General features: G+C 65.7%; 14 protein-coding genes. 3 read left to right on the plus strand and 11 right to left on the minus strand.

Annotated elements, in window-relative coordinates; genetic code table 11:
• The 7 genes from KVS69_RS09690 to KVS69_RS09720 all read right to left on the minus strand — a co-directional run.
• Window positions 1–617, minus strand: a 617-nt coding sequence (locus KVS69_RS09690) for an ATP-binding cassette domain-containing protein (protein WP_217537902.1), incomplete at its 3' end; no start/stop codon positions are given.
• A 1-nt stretch (window position 618) separates the two neighbouring features.
• Window positions 619–1,476 (minus strand): ABC transporter permease, encoded by an 858-nt coding sequence (locus KVS69_RS09695; RefSeq protein WP_093532887.1) that lies wholly within the window; start codon window positions 1,474–1,476, stop codon window positions 619–621.
• Window positions 1,473–2,654, minus strand: coding sequence for a cystathionine gamma-synthase (locus KVS69_RS09700; RefSeq protein ID WP_217537903.1), 1,182 nt, complete (start codon window positions 2,652–2,654; stop codon window positions 1,473–1,475). Before KVS69_RS09700 ends, KVS69_RS09695 begins: the two co-directional genes overlap by 4 nt.
• A gap of 129 nt (window positions 2,655–2,783) precedes the next feature.
• The gene (locus KVS69_RS09705) at window positions 2,784–4,154 is read right to left on the minus strand and encodes a pyridoxal-phosphate dependent enzyme (protein ID WP_217537904.1); all 1,371 of its coding nucleotides are present in this window, start codon (window positions 4,152–4,154) and stop codon (window positions 2,784–2,786) included.
• A 210-nt stretch (window positions 4,155–4,364) separates the two neighbouring features.
• A complete protein-coding gene (locus tag KVS69_RS09710) occupies window positions 4,365–4,589 on the minus strand; it encodes a YdcH family protein (protein WP_068849028.1) in 225 nt (74 codons plus the stop codon).
• 536 nt (window positions 4,590–5,125) lie between these two features.
• Entirely contained in the window at window positions 5,126–6,022 is an 897-nt protein-coding gene (locus KVS69_RS09715; RefSeq protein WP_217537905.1) for a hypothetical protein, read from the minus strand.
• On the minus strand, window positions 6,019–6,420 hold the full coding sequence (locus tag KVS69_RS09720) for a DUF4398 domain-containing protein (RefSeq protein ID WP_217537906.1): 402 nt from the start codon (window positions 6,418–6,420) through the stop codon (window positions 6,019–6,021). Before KVS69_RS09720 ends, KVS69_RS09715 begins: the two co-directional genes overlap by 4 nt.
• 98 nt (window positions 6,421–6,518) lie before the next feature.
• Between KVS69_RS09720 and KVS69_RS09725 the strand changes: the two genes are divergently transcribed.
• A complete protein-coding gene (locus tag KVS69_RS09725) occupies window positions 6,519–7,649 on the plus strand; it encodes a PilT/PilU family type 4a pilus ATPase (protein ID WP_068849022.1) in 1,131 nt (376 codons plus the stop codon).
• A 34-nt stretch (window positions 7,650–7,683) separates the two neighbouring features.
• On the opposite strand, the gene maiA is transcribed toward KVS69_RS09725, so the two are convergent.
• A complete protein-coding gene (gene maiA / locus KVS69_RS09730) occupies window positions 7,684–8,352 on the minus strand; it encodes a maleylacetoacetate isomerase (protein ID WP_254622117.1) in 669 nt (222 codons plus the stop codon).
• Window positions 8,349–9,338, minus strand: a complete 990-nt coding sequence (locus KVS69_RS09735; RefSeq protein ID WP_184124587.1) for a fumarylacetoacetate hydrolase family protein — start codon at window positions 9,336–9,338, stop codon at window positions 8,349–8,351. Before KVS69_RS09735 ends, maiA begins: the two co-directional genes overlap by 4 nt.
• A 490-nt stretch (window positions 9,339–9,828) precedes the next feature.
• On the opposite strand from KVS69_RS09735, the gene KVS69_RS09740 reads away from it, so the two are divergent.
• Window positions 9,829–11,241: a DEAD/DEAH box helicase gene (locus KVS69_RS09740; protein ID WP_093532896.1), complete on the plus strand. Its 1,413-nt coding sequence runs from the start codon at window positions 9,829–9,831 to the stop codon at window positions 11,239–11,241.
• 54 nt (window positions 11,242–11,295) lie between these two features.
• On the opposite strand, the gene KVS69_RS09745 is transcribed toward KVS69_RS09740, so the two are convergent.
• The gene (locus KVS69_RS09745; protein WP_217537907.1) at window positions 11,296–13,860 is read right to left on the minus strand and encodes a M14 family zinc carboxypeptidase; all 2,565 of its coding nucleotides are present in this window, start codon (window positions 13,858–13,860) and stop codon (window positions 11,296–11,298) included.
• Between the two features lie 30 nt (window positions 13,861–13,890).
• Window positions 13,891–16,557, minus strand: a complete 2,667-nt coding sequence (locus KVS69_RS09750) for a TonB-dependent receptor (RefSeq protein WP_217537908.1) — start codon at window positions 16,555–16,557, stop codon at window positions 13,891–13,893.
• Between the two features lie 152 nt (window positions 16,558–16,709).
• On the opposite strand from KVS69_RS09750, the gene queD reads away from it, so the two are divergent.
• On the plus strand, window positions 16,710–17,063 hold the full coding sequence (gene queD / locus KVS69_RS09755; protein ID WP_068849013.1) for a 6-carboxytetrahydropterin synthase QueD: 354 nt from the start codon (window positions 16,710–16,712) through the stop codon (window positions 17,061–17,063).
• The last annotated feature ends 354 nt before the right edge of the window (window positions 17,064–17,417 follow it).

Raw genomic sequence — 17,417 nt, forward strand, 5'->3', positions numbered from 1 at the left:
AGGATGCTTGCTTTCTGGACGATTTCTGAAAGTCGCTGCTGCGCTCTCGCATTGAAATCCGCGTCACCCACGCCCAGCCACTCGTCCATCAAGAGGATATCGGCGTCAAAGCTGGTGGCGATGGAGAAAGCCAGGCGGACCAGCATGCCGCTCGAGTAGACACGCACAGGCATGTCCACGTAAGGACCGAGTCCGGAGAATTCACAGATCGATGGCATTTTTGCTGCAATCTCTGCGCGCGAAAGGCCGTGCAGAAGGCCCTTCAGGCGGATGTTTTCCACGCCGGTAGCCTCGAAGTCCATCCCCATGGTGACGTCCAGGAGATTGGCGATCCTCCCGCGACTGCGCACGTAACCGGACGTTGGCTCATATACGCCAGCCAATGTCTTCAGCAAAGTGGTTTTGCCTGCACCGTTGTGCCCTACCAGACCAAGCTTGTCGCCCTCGCGAAGCTCAAATGAAACGTCCTGGAGCGAATCGACGACAGTGACGTTTCGGCTGGACGGCGCTACACGGCCGCCAGTGACGGCGGACATGATGGCACCCTTCATGGAGCGGTTGTTGGTTCCGTAAACAGGCAACTGCACGCTGCAGTTGACGACACTGATGTTCGTCATGTCACACCCAGAAGGAGATTTTGTGGCGGCTGCGCGCCAACACCGGAATGGCGATCAGGTAGGCCAGCACAATGAAGACCCCTACCACCCAATAGGAATGATCCGGCGGGACATTACCCATCAGTGGATCACGAACGAGTTGGATGAAGTGGTAGAGGGGATTGAAATCGGCCACCCAGCGGTGCGGACCCAACATGTCCGCCTTCCAGATGATTGGGGTCATGAAGAACCCCAGTTGCATGAAATTCGCAATCGCAGGCTGCAGGTCCCGGAAACGTGCCGCCATGACGCCGAAGAGGGCAGTGATGGGTATGGTGGCCAGCAGGATCGCGAAAATGCCGGGAAGAGCCAGGAACCAGACCAGTTCAGGCTGAATCTTGAGGTAGATGGCGAAGGGGATATAAGCCACAGCGCCATGCAGGAACACAACGAAGGTGCGGGTGACCAGCCGCATCACATGTAACGTCGCCGGGAGGCGCATTGAGCGGATCAGGTTTTCGGATGCAGTGAAGGTCGTGCAGCCCTCCTGGACCGTCGTGGAAATGTAGATCCAGACAATGTCGCCCAGCGCGATGTAAGGAAGGTATTCGCGCAGGTTCATTCGGAACAGCTGGCTGTACAGCAGGCCGATACCCAGAATCAGCACGAACATGCTGATTGTGATCCAGAACGGGCCCAGCACCGAACGCCGATACTTATGCTTGGTATCCATCATCGCCAGCGCCAGCCACGCCCGCCAGGAACGCATGCCATCGGCGACGTCGGAGCCGAGTGCGCGCAGTGGCGTGAGCTCGGTATCTCGCAGATGTCGCCGATCAATCCGCGCCGTCGCCATGGACGAGGAAATTTCCACGGTCATTTCAAAGCCCTCTCAAGGTCTAATTGAAGATCACCCAGTTCCTCTACACCCACACTCAACCGCACCAGCGCGTCACTGATGCCCAGCTGGTCACGGCGTTCCACCGGGATGGAGGCATGGGTCATCACGGCAGGATGATTCACCAGGCTCTCCACCCCACCCAGCGATTCGGCCAGAGTGAACAGCTCGGTCTTTTCACAGAACCGCTTGGCCGCCTCGAACCCGCCCTTGAGCACGATCGACACGATGCCGCCGTAGCCGTTCATCTGGCGCGTGGCCAGTTCGTGCTGCGGGTGCGAGGTCAGGCCGGGGTAGATGACCTTCTCGATGGCCGGGTGCTTTTCCAGCCACTGGGCCAGGGCCAGCGCATTGGCGCAGTGCGCCTTCATGCGCAGCGGCAGGGTCTTCAGGCCGCGCAGGGCCAGGAAGCTGTCGAACGGACCCTGTACGCCACCGATGGAGTTCTGCAGGAACGCCATCTGCTCGGCCAGCTCTGCATTGTCGCCCACCACCACCATGCCGCCGACCATGTCCGAATGGCCGTTGAGGTACTTGGTGGCCGAGTGCAGGACCAGATCCGCGCCCAGCTCCAGCGGGCGCTGCAGCATCGGCGAGGCGAAGGTGTTGTCCACCACCACGATCAACCCATGACGCTTGGCGATGGCTGCCACCGCAGCGATATCCACGACCTTAAGCATCGGATTGGTCGGGGTTTCGATCCAGACCATCTTGGTCTGCGGGGTGATCGCAGCCTCGAACGCGGCCATGTCGGTCAAGTCGACGAAGCCGAACTGCAGGCCGGCGGTGCGCTTGCGCACGCGTTCGAACAGGCGGAAGGTGCCGCCATAAATGTCGTCCATCGCCACCACGTGGCTGCCGGCGTCCAGCAGCTCCATCACCGTGGAGGTGGCGGCCATGCCCGAGGCGAACGCGTAGCCGCGGCTGCCACCCTCGAGCGAAGCAACGCAACGCTCATAGGCGAAACGGGTCGGGTTGTGGGTGCGCGAGTACTCGAAGCCCTGGTGCTCGCCGGGGCTGGCCTGGGCATAGGTGGAGGTCGCGTAGATCGGCGGCATCACCGCGCCGGTGCTCGGGTCGGGCGACTGCCCGCCATGGATGGCCAGTGTGGCCAGTGCGAGCGAGCGCTTGGTGTGCCCGGAGGATGCAGGGTCGGACATGTGGATTCCCAGCGATTGAGGGCCCCGTTGGGCCCTACCTAAATGGAGCGGAAGTCTACCAGCGCGGGCTTAATCAATCTTTGACGCGGATAAACAGATATTCAGCGCTGAACGTCGGTCAATGCGCTGTTATTGCACCCTGCGTCGCAGATAGTTCAGCAGGTCGATCCGGGTGATCAGTCCCAGGAAGCTGCCGCCGTCCATGATGATGGCCACCTGGCCGCGGTCGAACACCGGCAGCAGGGCTTCGATCGGCGATTTCACGTCCAGCCGGTCCAGCTTGCTGACCATGGCGGTGGAGACCTTGTCGCGGAACCGCGACTCGTCCCCGTACACGTGCAGCAGCACGTCGCTTTCGTCCACGATGCCGACCAGCTGCTCGCCATCCATCACCGGCAGCTGCGACACGTCATACAGCTTCATGCGCTGGTAAGCGGTGGTCAGCAGGTCGTTCGGGCCAATCACGACGGTGTCGCGCTGGCCGTACGGGCGCAGGATCAGGTCGCGCAGGTCGCCGGTCTGCGGGCGCTCCAGGAAGCCGTTGTCCAGCATCCAGTAGTCGTTGTACATCTTGGAGAGGTACTTGTTACCGGTGTCGCAGACCAGCACCAGCACCTTCTTCGGGGTGGTCTGCTCCTTGCAGTACTTCAGCGCGGCCGCCAGGAGGGTGCCGGTGGAGGAGCCGCCGAGCACGCCTTCCTTGCCCAGCAGCTCGCGCGCGGTGTGGAAGCTTTCGGCGTCGGTGATGGCATAGGCCTTGGTGACCCGGCTGAAATCGGCGATCGAGGGCAGGAAGTCCTCGCCGATGCCTTCCACCAGCCAACTGCCGGACTTGTCGTTGAGCACGCCGTCATTGATGTATTCGGCCAGGATCGAGCCAACCGGGTCGGCCAGCACCAGCTCGGTCTTCGGCGACAGGGTGGAGAAGGCGCGCGACAGGCCGGTCATGGTGCCGGAGCTGCCGCAGCCGAACACGATGGCATCCAGGTCGCCGTCCATCTGTTCCAGGATTTCCGGGCCGGTGCCGAATTCGTGCGCGGCCGGGTTGTCCGGGTTGCCGAATTGGTTGATGAAGTACGCGCCGGGGGTTTCCTCGGCCACGCGCTTGGCCATGTCCTGGTAGTACTCGGGGTGGCCCTTGGCCACGTCCGAACGGGTCAGCCGTACTTCGGCGCCCATCGCCTTGAGGTTGAAGATCTTCTCGCGGCTCATCTTGTCCGGCACGACCAGGATGAGCTTGTAACCCTTCTGCTGGGCGACCAGGGCCAGGCCCAGGCCGGTATTGCCCGCCGTGCCTTCCACCAGCGTCGCACCCGGCTTGAGATCGCCGCGCTGTTCCGCCGCTTCGATCATCGACAGGCCGATGCGGTCCTTGATGGATCCCCCGGGATTGGCGCTTTCGAGCTTCAGGTACAGCTCGCAGACACCGGTGTCCAGGCGCTGGGCCTTGACGATCGGGGTCTTGCCAATGAGGTCGAGTACGGAGGAGTGGATTGCCATCGGGTCACATCGATTCGCGCCGCAGGGCGGCCGGACCCCCGATTATCCGACAGATGGTAGAGACACGCCATGCATCCCTGGCCCTGAAAGAGCGACGCGGACGGCGCCCGTCGACGAGGAGACGGACGCCGCCCGCGGCGTTTGGCGGTGCCGGCGCTGGGCCGGCAGGTTCAGCGGCAGGTGCCGGGCGTGGGCCGGCACGATCAGGCCTTAGTGCACGGGGGAGGAAGACTCGTACATGCGCAGCAGGCGCTGCTTGGTGAGAAGCTTCTCACGCTTCAACTGGCCCAGAGTGAGGTCGCCTACCGGATTCACGCCCAACGCGGCATCCATACACTTCTTGTTCAACTTCTGGTGCCGTTCGTAAAGCTCTTTGAATTCCGGATCGCTCTTGCGGCGTGCGTCGATTTCACTCTGGGGCTGACCTTCAAACATGATGAACCTCCTATCGCGTCTACAGCACAAACAAGAACGCCCCGGCCGGTAAGGCACGGGGCGTTGCTTCGGGAGGAGCGCCGGCATCCACCGCGATCAAGGCAGAACCCAGGCGCACGACCGGGGTTGCCCGGCCTGCAGACTGCTCTGGTTCGTGCCCTCGATGCATCGGCCCGGCCCTCCAATCGTCCGGGTCGCGGAAGGCCACCCGGACAATCGACCCTACGCCTGCCCAAGGGCCGGTTCAAGGGTTTCATCTGAAATCGTGGACGGTGCGCAGCCGGGGTTCAGCCTGAACGCGCAATTCAACGAAATTTAAACAAAAACAGGAGGTTGCGTCATTCTGACGCGGTCACGACCAACGGTCGTGACCTACCAATACATGCAACCAGGTAGGTCATGACCGTTGGTCATGACAGAGGCAACCGGGTAGGTCATGACCGTTGGTCATGACAGAGGCAACCGGGTAGGTCATGACCGTTGGTCATGACAGAGGCAACCAGGTAGGTCATGACCGTTGGTCATGACACCGGCGATCAAGGAGCGATGATGACCTCGGCCGAGCGCGCCTTGGTGGCCGCCGCCTTCTTCCCGCTGACCTGCAGGCGGCTGGCGCTCACGCCGCCCCCCACCAGGGCATCGCGCAGGGCTTCGGCACGCTGCTGCCCTACCCCGGCGGCGGCATCGTACGCCTCGATCCGGACCCGGCCCTTCTTGCCGATGTTGAGGTACTCGGCCAGCGCCTTGGCCTGGCCCTTGGCCCCGCCCGAGAGCGCGCCCTTGCCGCTGGCAAAGGCATCGCCGGCGAAGGTGAACACCTCGCCGCGGCTGTCGAACTTCGACCCCGGCAGCTTGTTGCCCGAGACCAGCTCGGCCTCTTCGCGGGCCAGCTTGGCCGCGTTCTGCTGGGCCGCGCTCAGCCGCGCGGTCTGCTTGCCGGCCACGCTGGTCAGGGCGGTTTCGGCGTCCTGGCGGGCCAGCGCTTCGGTTTCGGCGGCCAGGCGCAGGCGTTCGGACTCCTCGGCCTGGATCTGGGCCTGCACGCGCAGCCGCTCGCTTTCCTGGCGGGCACGCTGGGCATCGCGGCGGCTGGCTTCGATCAGCAGGTCGCTGCGGGTGCGCTCGAGGGTGGCCACTTCGCGCTTGGCCAGGGCGGCGCGCACGCTGGTTTCGGCGATTTCGACCCGGCGGTCGGCCAGGTAGCGGGCCTGGTCGAGGTCGCGGCGCTTGGCATTGGCCAGCGCGGCGATGGCCTGCTGGGCCTGCAGGCGCTCATAGGCGGCCAGCTCGGACGCATCCGGGTTGGCCTGGATCGCCATCAGGCGCTGGGTGAGCTGGGCCACGGCCGGGTCTTCGGCGGCACCGGCCAGCGGCGACAAGGCCAGGCCGATGGCCAGCAGCAGGGGCGGGATGCGCAGGGCAGCGGCCTTCATCGGCGGTCCTCCCCGGCCAGCTGGCGTTCGAGCTGGGTCACCTCGTTGCGGCGCAGCTGCAGCTGGGCCGTGGCGGTGGCCTCCTCGCTGCGGGCGCGGGCCAGGTCGGCATCGGCGGTGGCGCGCACGGCCAGGGCCGGGGCGTTCTTGCGCTCGCGGCGGTCGCCCGCTGCGGCCTGGGCCTGTTCCAGGCCCTGGCGGGCCACGGCGATCAGGTCCGGGGCGTACTGGTCGGCGTCGGCCTGGGTGGCCTTGTCCACGGCCTGGCGGGCCTGCATGAGCTCGAGCGCGCCGTCCTGGGCCAGGGCCGTCCCGGCCAGTGCGAATGCGCACGCCATCACGCAACTCGTCAAAACTACATACGGGGTACGCCGCATTTGTGCGAAGCTAGGATTCATTGGGGGTGCCGTTCGCCTGAAGTAGGTGCGCGGCCATTGTCGGAAGCCTGCGGCGTGCTTGCAATGGCATGTCGCCGATTGTTGGGGAAACATTTCGCATGGATATCGGCTATTTCCTGAAGCTGATGACCGAAAAGAACGCTTCGGACATGTTCTTGACCACCGGCGCCCCGGTGTACATCAAGATCGAAGGCAAGCTGTACCCGCTGGGCAATACCGGGCTGCCGCCCGGGATGGTCAAGAAAATCGCCTATTCGCTGATGGACGAGGGCCAGGTGCCCCAGTTCGAACGCGACCTTGAGCTCAACATGGCCATCGCCCTGCCGGATGCGGGACGCTTCCGCGTCAACGTGTTCAAGCAGCGCGGCGAGGTCGGCATGGTGATCCGTGCCATCCGCAGCAAGATTCCCAGCATCGAAGAGCTCAACCTGCCCCAGGTCCTCAAGGACGTCATCATGACCCCGCGCGGGCTGGTGCTGGTGGTGGGCTCGACCGGCTCGGGCAAGTCGACCTCGCTGGCGTCGATGATCGACCACCGCAACAGCACCACGACCGGGCACATCCTCACCATCGAGGACCCGATCGAGTACCTGCACAAGCACAAGATGTCGATCGTCAACCAGCGCGAGGTCGGGCTGGATACCCATGCCTTCCACAACGCGCTGAAGAACGCGATGCGTGAAGCGCCGGACGTGATCCTGATCGGCGAAATCCTCGATTCGGAAACGATGGAGGCGGCCATCGCCTTCGCCGAAACCGGTCACCTGTGCCTGGCCACGCTGCACTCCAACAACGCCGACCAGACCATCGAGCGCATCCTCAACTTCTTCCCCGAGAGCGCGCACCGCAACGTGCTGATGAACCTCTCGCTGAACCTGCGCGCGGTGATTTCCCAGCGCCTGGTCAAGGGCCAGGATGGGCGCCGCCTGCCGGCCACCGAAGTGTTGATCAACACGCCGATGATCCGCGACCTGCTGCGCCGCGGCCAGGTGCACGAGATCAAGCCGGCGATGGAAGCCTCGCTGGAAGAAGGCATGGAGAGTTTCGACCAGTGCCTGTTCCGCATGGCCAAGGGCGGCATCATCGAGCAGGAAGAAGCGCTGCGTGCGGCCGATTCGCGCGATGGACTGGCCCTCAAGTTCCGCCTGTCCGAAGGCGGCAGCGGCGAGCATGACCCGTACGCGGATTATTCGGCGGCGACCCCGGCGGCGATCACGCACGGGTTCTGACCGGCAGGTACCGACCGTGGGTCGGTACCCGGTTTCAGGGCGATGCGTCGGCCTGGATTTCCGGCCTTGCCGCATCGAACGCCGGCAAGGCCAGGCACGCCTCGTCGATCCGCACCAGGGTCGGGTACGGGCCCAGATCCACGTTGAAACGGCGGGCGTTGAACAGCTGCGGCACCAGGCAGCAATCGGCCAGGGTCGGTGTGTCGCCGTGGCAGAAGCGCCCGGTGTCCACCGACTCGACCAGCAGCCGTTCCATCGCATCGAAGCCGACCGTCATCCAGTGCCGGGTCCAGTCCTCACGCTCGGTCTGCGGCACGTTCCAGGTATCGCTGAAGAACTGCATCACGCGCAGGTTGTTGAGCGGGTGCAGGTCGCATGCCACCAGCTGCGCCAGCGCACGCACGCGGGCGCGGCCCGGGGCATCGTCGGGCAGCAGCGGCGGTTCCGGAAACACCTCGTCGAGGTATTCCAGGATCGCCATCGACTGGTGCAGCACCAGGTCCCCATGCACCAAGGTGGGCACCAGCTCCTGCGGGTTGAGCGCGGCATACCCTTCGCTGTGCTGCTGGCCGCCGTCGCGGACCAGGTGCACCGGGGTGATCTGGTGTTCCAGGCCCTTGAGGTTCAGACCGATGCGCACGCGGTAGGCCGCGCTGGAGCGCCAGTAGCTGAACAGCTCGATGCGGTCGGCCGGGGTGTTCAGGGCCGTGCCGCCTGTTCGATGCGCTGTTCGATGGCGCCGAAGATGCTCTCGCCGGCGGCGTCGAACATTTCAATGCGGACCACGTCGCCGAACGACATGAACGGCGTGCTCGGCTTGCCGTCGCGCAGGGTTTCCACGGTGCGCTGCTCGGCAAAGCAGGAGGCCCCCTTGCTGGTGTCCTCGTTGGCGATGGTGCCCGAGCCGACGATGGCACCGGCGCCGAGCGGGCGGGTCCTGGCCGCGTGCGCGACGAGCTGGGCGAAGTTGAACTGCATGTCCACGCCCGCTTCCGGCGCGCCGAACCAGGCGCCGTTGACGTGGGTGACCAGCGGCAGGTGCACCTTGCTGTCCTGCCAGGCCTCGCCCAGCTCGTCGGGGGTGACGAACACCGGCGACAGCGCCGAGCGCGGCTTGGACTGCAGGAAGCCGAAGCCCTTGGCCAGCTCGCCCGGGATCAGGTTGCGCAGCGAGACATCGTTGACCAGGCCGACCAGCTGGATATGGCCGGCGGCCTGCTCGGCGGTGACCGCCATCGGCACGTCATCGGTGATGACCACCAGTTCGGCTTCCAGGTCGATGCCGTACTCCTCGCTGATCACCTTCACGGCATCGCGCGGGCCATGGAACCCGGCGCTGGTGGCCTGGTACATCAGCGGGTCGGTGTAGAAGCTTTCCGGCACTTCGGCGCCACGGGCGCGGCGCACGCGCTCTACGTGCGGCAGGTAGGCGCTGCCATCGACGAATTCATAGGCGCGCGGCAGCGGCGCGGCCAGTGCCTGCAGGTCGATGTCGAACACGCCATCGGCGCTGCCGTCATTGAGCGACTCGTACAGGGCGTTCAGGCGCGGCGCCAGGTGGCTCCAGTCTTCCAGGGCCTGCTGCAGCGTGGCGGCGATCCCGGTGGCGCGGACGCCATGGCGCAGGTCGCGCGAGACCACGATCAGGGTGCCGTCGCGGCCGCCTTCCTTCAAAGAACCAAGCTTCATGGGGGGGAATATCCGGGGATCGCAGGAAATAGGTTTCGAGTGTAACCAAATGCGTGGTCATGCCAAGTCGCAGTGCCGCAGAACGAACATAAACCATCCGAATGATGCTGGCGTGGTCGCTCGCCAAGGTCGTCCGGCTGGGGCCGGCCGCTACGAATTGCTACGGGCGCCGGGGAGGCATGGATACGTCGGGAGTCGCTTGTTCAACCTGAACGGGGGATTTGGCCTTGTTCGCGCGGTTCCGCTACACTGTCGGGGTCTGCAGCGGCCGTCCGTTTCCCTTCGGGATCGCCGGCGATCGGGATTTCCGTCCCTCGCCCGCCCCCACTCCGACGCCATTCGTCATGCATTCCAGTCTGCGCACCGCGCCGGCTGCACCCAATTCTCGCAGCGCGGTTCACGGGAACGCTCCGAGTCAGCCGATCAACTCGATCTGCCTTGCGTCCGGCCATTCGGCCTGGCGTTACTTCGTCTTTGGAGCTTCCACCCGATGTCTTTTGAAAACCTGGGCCTTGCCCCGTTCCTGCTGCGCGCGTTGTCCGAGCAGGGCTATGAAAACCCCACCCCGATCCAGGAGCAGGCGATCCCGCTGGCCCTGGAAGGCCGCGACCTGCTGGCCGGCGCGCAGACCGGCACCGGCAAGACCGCCGCGTTCGGCCTGCCGCTGCTGCAGCACCTGGGCACCAATCCGCAGGCCGTGAACGGCCCGCGCAAGCCGCGTGCGCTGGTGCTGGCCCCGACCCGCGAACTGGCTACCCAGGTGCATGACAGCCTGCGCGGCTACAGCAAGTACCTGCGCATTCCCAGCGCCTGCATCTACGGCGGCGTCGGCATGGGCAACCAGTTCGACGTGCTGCGCCGTGGCGTGGACCTGCTGGTGGCCTGCCCGGGCCGCCTGATCGACCACCTGGAGCGTCGCAGCGTCGACCTGTCGGGCATCGAGATCCTGGTGCTGGACGAAGCCGACCGCATGCTGGACATGGGCTTCCTGCCGTCGATCAAGAAGATCCTGGCCAAGCTGCCGCGCCAGAACCGCCAGACCCTGCTGTTCTCGGCGACCTTCGAAGAGAGCATCAAGCAGCTGGCCCTGGAGTTCATGCGCGATCCGGCGCAGATCCAGGTCACGCCGAAGAACACGGTCGCCGAATCCATCAAACACTGCGTGCACCCGGTTGACGGCCCGCGCAAGCGTGACCTGCTGCTGCACCTGCTGGCCCAGGACAGCCGCGAGCAGACCCTGGTGTTCGGCCGTACCAAGCACGGCTGCGACAAGCTGGCCACGTTCCTGGAGAAGTCGGGCATCAAAACCGCGGCGATCCACGGCAACAAGAGCCAGGGCCAGCGCCTGCGTGCGCTGGGCGACTTCAAGGCCGGCCGCGTGACCGTGCTGGTGGCCACCGACATCGCCGCGCGCGGTATCGACATCAACGAGCTGCCGAAGGTCATCAACTACGACCTGCCGATGGTGCCGGAAGACTACGTGCACCGTATCGGCCGTACCGGCCGCAACGGCTCGACCGGCCAGGCGATCTCGCTGGTGGCCCAGGACGAAGCCAAGCTGCTGCGCCAGATCGTGCGCCTGCTGGACAAGGACATGGACATCCGCGACGTGCCCGGCTTCGAGCCGCAGACCCCGATCCGCTGGGGCAACAGCGCGCCGGGCAAGGCCGAAGTGCCGGGTGGCGACCGTTCGCCGCGCAAGCACGCGCGCCGTCCGCATGGCGAGGCCCCGCGCCACGCCCATGCCGGTGCCAAGACCGGCGGCGGCCAGCGTGACGGTGCCGGTCGCGGTGCAAGCCGTGGTGCCGGCAACGGTGCGCCGCGCGGTGGTGCGCCGACCGGCCAGCGCCGTGGCGGTGGTGGCGGCGGTCGCGGTCCGGGCGGCGGCAACCGCGCCGGCTGATCGTTTCGCCGGCTGCACAATGGAAAAGGGCGACGCATTGCGTCGCCCTTTTTTTTACCCGCGTGGCTTGGTCGGGTTGAGCAGGTTGCCGAAGAACACCGCGTTAAGCAGCAGCCGCTCGGTCCCGTGCCAGTACTTGCGATGCGCCGGGTCATCGGCGAACAGCACCACGTTGCCCTGCCCCTGCGGCGACACCAGCAGCCAGGCGCTGCCGGCCACGCGGCTGCGGTTGGCCTCGGACAGGTAGCCGTTCACCCGCGGTGACTCGTCAACGCGCACCACGGTCGAGAACGCATTGCGGCTGGGCTTGAAGCTGATCCCGTTTTCCTTGTTGATCGCCAGCTGGGTGCGCGGCAGGCCGAAGCCGAGCGGGTGGCTGGTGTCCACGTCGGCGCTGAGGATGTTGCCGCTCACCCGCTCGATGGCGGCGATGTCGCGCTGGTCGCCGAACGCGCGGCGCGCACCCTCGGGCTCCTTCTCTTCGGCACCCAGCACTTCATCGCTGAGCTTCTGCTCGATCGCCCACTTGGCCGCGCTGCCGTAGGTCACCAGCGAACCGCCGGCGTTGATCCAGCGCTTGAGCGCGGCCACCGCCGTGGCATCCACGCCGCTGTAGGTACCGCCGGACAGCACGATGGTGGTGTAACGGTCCAGGTTGACCTTGCCCAGCTGCGCCGGGTCCAGCTTGCTGGCCGGCAGCTGCACCTGCTGGTCGAGCAGGAACCACGCCGAACCGATCTCGGTGGCGCTCACGCCCTCGCCCATCACCAGCGCCACCGCCGGCCTGCGCAGCGATTTGACGCTGTCGCTGCCCAGGTCGATGCCGCTGCGGCTCTGCCCGCTGGCCAAGGCGTGCACCTGTACGCCGCTGCTGCGCGCCGCTTCATCCACGGCAGCGAGCAGTGCATCGCCAGCCAGCGTCTGCCCGGCCACCGGCACCACCACGCTGCCGCGCGCGAACGCCTGCTCACCCGACGCGGTGGCGGCGGTGAACGGCTGGAACGCGGCGCGGGTCAGCACACCCTTGGCCTGCAGCGCGTACAGCGCGCGGCTGGCGTTGTAATCGCGCCAGTCGAACACGTAGGCATAGCCGGCCTGGCCACCGCTCACCCCACCACGGGCGGCCGGCAGGCGGGTGATGCGCTCGCCGCCATCGACACGGCTGCGGCTGCCGGCGAACGCCACGCCGTAGGCCGGTGCGATGGCATAGGAGGTGCTGCCGTAGAACACGTCGCCCTTGATCGGCGGGGTCTCGGCGAAGATCGAATGCACCAGGCGGAACTGCGGCTGCGCGGTGGGCACCACGTAGGCACTGCCCGGCTCGAAGCGCTGGCCGTCCACGGTGACCGCCTTGCTCAACGCCTGCACGGTGATCTGATGCTGCAGCAGCAGGTCGAGCAGGCGCCGGGTCAGGCCCGGGTCGTGGGCATCGCCGAACACGAACGCCTTGACCGGCTGCTGGTTGGCCTGCTTCACGGCGGACTGGAAGAATTCCTTCTGCAGCTTCAGCAGCCCGTCGCGCTCGGTCACCGCACCGCGCACGGTGCCCAGGCCGGTGGCGACCTGGTTGCGGATGGTGAACGGGAAGGTCAGCAGGCCATTGACCGATTCCTGCACGCGGCCACGCGAGCTGGCCTGTTCCACCGTGACGCCGACCGCACCATGGAAGTCCGGATAGGTCGAGCCGTACACCGGCGAGAAGTTGTCGAAATTCTCACCGGTGTAGTACAGCGAGCCGAGCGCATCCAGTGCCTGCGCGTGGTACTTGGCCAGGGTCTTGTTGAACGCGTACGACGACGCCGGCAACAGCGGGCTGTGCATGCTCGCCGGCGACGGTTCGAAGTAGTAGGTGCTGTCCTTGCCCATCTCGTGGAAATCGATCTGGACGTTGGGGTACCACTGGTGGAAGTAGGCGATCTTGGGCCGCGTGTCCTGCTGGGTCAGTGCCAGCCAGTCGCGGTTTAGGTCGGTGAAGTAGTGGTTGGTGCGTCCCTGCGGGAAGGGCTCCACGTGCTCCTTGTCGGCCGGATCGGCCGATGCCGGCGACGAGGCATAGGCGTCGTGCCAGCTGGCCGCACGGTCGCGGCCGTCCGGGTTCTGCGCCGGGTCGAACAGCACCACCGCCTGCTGCAGCCACCTGGCCGTATCGGCACTGCGGTTGGCCACCAGGTAGTACGCGGTGAGCAGCGCGGCTTCGCCACTGGAGGTTTCATTGCCGTGCACGCTGTAGCCCAGCCACACCACCACCGGGCTGTTGCCAGCGGCCGACAGCGGCTGCGCCGGGTCGGCCAGGGTCACGTGCTGGCGGCGCAGGGTTTCCAGCTGCTGCTGGTTCTGCGCCGAGGTGACGGTGGCGATCAGCAACGGACGGCCTTCGTAGCTGCTGCCAATCTGCTCGACCTTGATCTTGTCGGAGTGTCTGGCCAGCTCGTTGAAGTAGGCCACCAGCTGGTCGTGCCGGGTGTAGCGGCTGCCGATCTCGTAGCCCAGGAACTGCTGCGGGGTGGGAATGGCGGGATCGAAATCGCCGCCCTGCGGGAAGAAGTAGGCGCTCTGTGCGAACGCCGGCGCGGCCAGCAGCCACAGCGCCCCCACCACCCAGATGATGGGACGCGACAAACCATGGAACAAGGACACAGCGAACCCCTCTTAGAAGCGGTAATCGAAGCCGACGGTGAAGTAGCGGCCGCGCAGGTCGTACTGGCTGAAGTCGTACGGCGCGCGGATGCCCGGGAACGAGGCGTCGTACGGCGGTTCCTCATCGGCCAGGTTCTGGATCTTCGCGTACAGGGTCAGCTTCTCCAGCCCGGTGTAGGCCAGGTACAGATCGAACTGGCTGTACGAATCCACCCGGTCCTGCACGGCCGTGGCCGCGGCACTGGCCTTCTGGTCGTAGCCGCTGGTGTAGTACCAGGTCAGCGCGGTGCGGAAATCGGCGTAGCTCCAGTCCAGCGTGGTGGTGGCCTTGTTCTTGGGCAGGGTGGCGCCGAGGTTGCTGCCGGCGTAATCCACCAGCGGGCCGCCGACCACGGTGGGGCGGCTGTAGTCGCGCACGTGGGTGAACGCGGTGGACAGCGAGAAGTCGCCGGCCGCCTCGGTCGGGAAGCGCTGGCGCAGTTCCACGTCGAAGCCCGAGGTCTTGAGCTCGCTCAGGTTCTGGTAGCGGTTGAACACCGCCAGCAGCTTGCCGCGCTCATCGCGGGTAACCGCGCCGGGCACATCGTTGGTGACCAGGGTCTGGGTGTTGTTGGTGCCCACCAGGTTTTCCAGTTCGATGCGGTAGTAGTCCACGCTCAGGCTGGTGTTGGACCACGGCGACAGCACCAGGCCCAGGTTGTAGCTCTTGGTCCGCTCCGGCTTCAGGTCGCTGTTGCCGACGGTGAAGAAGGTCGGGTTCTGGCGCGAGCCGGGCACGTCCGGGTCGCGCGGATCAATCACGCTGCCGTAGGCGATGCTGGTGCTGTTGGAGTTCTCCGACAGCGACGGCGCGCGGAAGCCCTTGGATGCCGCGGCACGCACCAGCAGGATGTCGAACGGCTGCCAGCGCAGGCTCAGCTTGGGCGAGAACGCATCGCCGAAATCGCTGTAGTGGTCGGCACGCGCAGCGGCCTGCAGTTCCAGGCGCTCGGCCAGCGGCACGTTCACTTCGGCGTAGGCGGCGGTGACCTTGCGCTCGCCGTGCACTTCGGCGATGGCCGGGCGGATCTGCAGGCCCGCATCGATCTGCCACGGGTTTTCCGAATCCAGCTTTTCGCGGCGCCATTCCAGGCCGGCGGCGAAGCCGATCGGGCCCGCCCAGGTGCTGCCCAGCCCGCCGGAGATCTTGGCGTCCACGCCCTGCAGCACGGACTCGGCCGGGCGCAGGGTGCTCAGGTTGATGCCATCGATCACCGACTGCGGGGTGGCCGACGGATCGAGCAGGTTGTAGCTGCCGGTGGCCAGCGCATCGGCCAGGGTCCAGCGGTTGGCAAAGCCGCCGGAGACGGTCTCGCGCTCGCTGCTGCGCGCCCCGAACGCGCCCACTTCCCAGTCCCAGTCCTGCAGGCTGCCGCGCAGGCCGAACACGCCGCGGTAGGCGGTGGAGCGGTTGGTCTTGATGGTCGGGCCGAGGTTGAAGAAGGTGTACTCGATCGGAATCGCGCGGCCGTACGGGTTGAACGGGCTGCTTGCCGGCAGGTTGGACGACACCGGCTCGGCCAGGCCGGTATCGGCGTTGAGCGCGAAGCGGCCGCTTTCCAGGGTGAAGAACGGGCTGCTGCCGAACCACGACACGCCCTTGATCTCGCTGTAGATCACTTCGCCGAACGCTTCCACGTTGTCGTTCACCTTGAAGGTGCCGTTGACGTAGGCCTGGTAGCGCTTGGTCGAGGGAATCAGCGTGGTGTACGGGGCGAGGTTGTAGCCGCAGGTGTTGCCGGCCAGGCCGTCGATCGGCGCGCTGGGCACCAGCGTGGTGTTGTCCGGGCACTGCCCGTTGGCGTCGAGCATGGGCACCGAGGTGCCGTTGACCAGGAAGCGCGCGCCCTTGGCCGACCAGCCGTTCCAGCGGCCACCGGGCTTGTCGGTGTAGATGCCGGACTTGGTGAGGTCGCGCTGGTCCTGGTCCAGGCGCTCACGGTTGTAGCCTTCCAGGCTGACCAGGATGTTGTAGCCATCGGCGTCGAGGTCACCGATGCCACCGATGAACTTCAGGTTCTGCTCGTCCAGGCCGCCCTGGTCGGCGGTGCCGACGCTGCCGCCCAGTTCGGAACCCTGGAAGTTCTGCCGGGTGATGATGTTGACCACGCCGGCCACGGCGTCGGAGCCGTACACGGCCGAGGCGCCGTCCTTGAGCACTTCGATGCGCTCCACGGCGACCATCGGCAGCGCATTGAGATTGACGAAGGTGTCGGAAAGGCCGCCGGCGGGGAAGCCGTAGTTGGCCAGGCGGCGGCCGTTGAGCAGCACCAGCGTGTTCTTCTGCGACAGGCCGCGCAGGCCGATGCCGGCCGAACCCGAGGCCCAGCCGTTGTTGGTGGTTTCGTTGTTGGCGTTGCCGGTGTTGGCCGAGATCGAGCGCAGCAGGTCGGCAACGGTGGCCTTGCCGGTGGCTTCGATTTCCTGGCGGCCGATCACCTGCACCGGGTTGGCGGTCTCGGTGTCGGTGCGCTTGATGTTGGAGCCGGTGACACGCACCGCGGCAAGGGTTGTGCTTTCGCCGCTGGCGGAGGCGTCGGGGCTGGCATCGGGGCCAGCGGCGGCGTCGAGGGCAAACGCGGACAAAGGCGTAGCCAGGGCGGCGGAAAGGGCCGCCACAAGAAGGGTGTGCTTGGGCATGAACTCTATGGGAGTGGTGGACGACGAGTTCCGCAGTAGTCCATGCCAAGGGCTTGACCGGCCAATAACATCGCTTCATGCGGATATAACGAAAAGTAACATCTCTTCATCCGGATGGATATGTTTTTGTTGGATGGCCGTACAATGGGCCCATGGAAATCTTCAAAGTCTTTACCCTCGAAGCGGCCCACCACCTGCCCAACGTGCCGGCGGGCCACAAGTGCGCGCGCCTGCACGGCCACTCGTTCCGGGTGGAGCTGAAGGTCGAGGGCGAGCCGGGCGAACACACCGGCTGGATCATGGATTTCGGCGACGTCAAAGCGGCCTTCCAGCCGATCTACGACCGCCTGGACCACCATTACCTCAACGACATCCCCGGCCTGGAAAACCCGACCAGCGAACGCCTGGCGATCTGGATCTGGAACGAGCTCAAGCCCGCCCTGCCGGCGCTGAGCGAGGTGACGGTGCACGAGACCTGCACCTCCGGCTGCCGCTACCGCGGTTGAGCCCCAGCCCCAACCGGTTGTTTCTGAACGGATTCAACCTAATCCGGACCACTTCGGCAATGCATTGTTGCAATGCACCACGATCGGTGTATGCTGCATTGCATCAAACGGAATTTGCGTGGGTCCCTCCCCCCACGCAATCCCAAGACCCGACAGAACCCTCCCTCTGTCGGGTCTTTTTTTTTGGTTGTTTGATCCGGATCTACGGACATCACGTAACAATCCGTAGCCCCGGCCGTTGGCCGGAAACCGCGCGCAGCGCGGCCCAACCGTCCGAACTCCGTTGCCCACCGATCCCATCCAACACTCCGGCGTTTACACGTTCCGGAGCCACGCGTCAGGCGTTCATGATCC

Origin of the sequence: Stenotrophomonas sp. GbtcB23, from assembly GCF_019091045.1 — a bacterium.
Taxonomy (GTDB): Bacteria; Pseudomonadota; Gammaproteobacteria; order Xanthomonadales; family Xanthomonadaceae; genus Stenotrophomonas; species Stenotrophomonas rhizophila_A.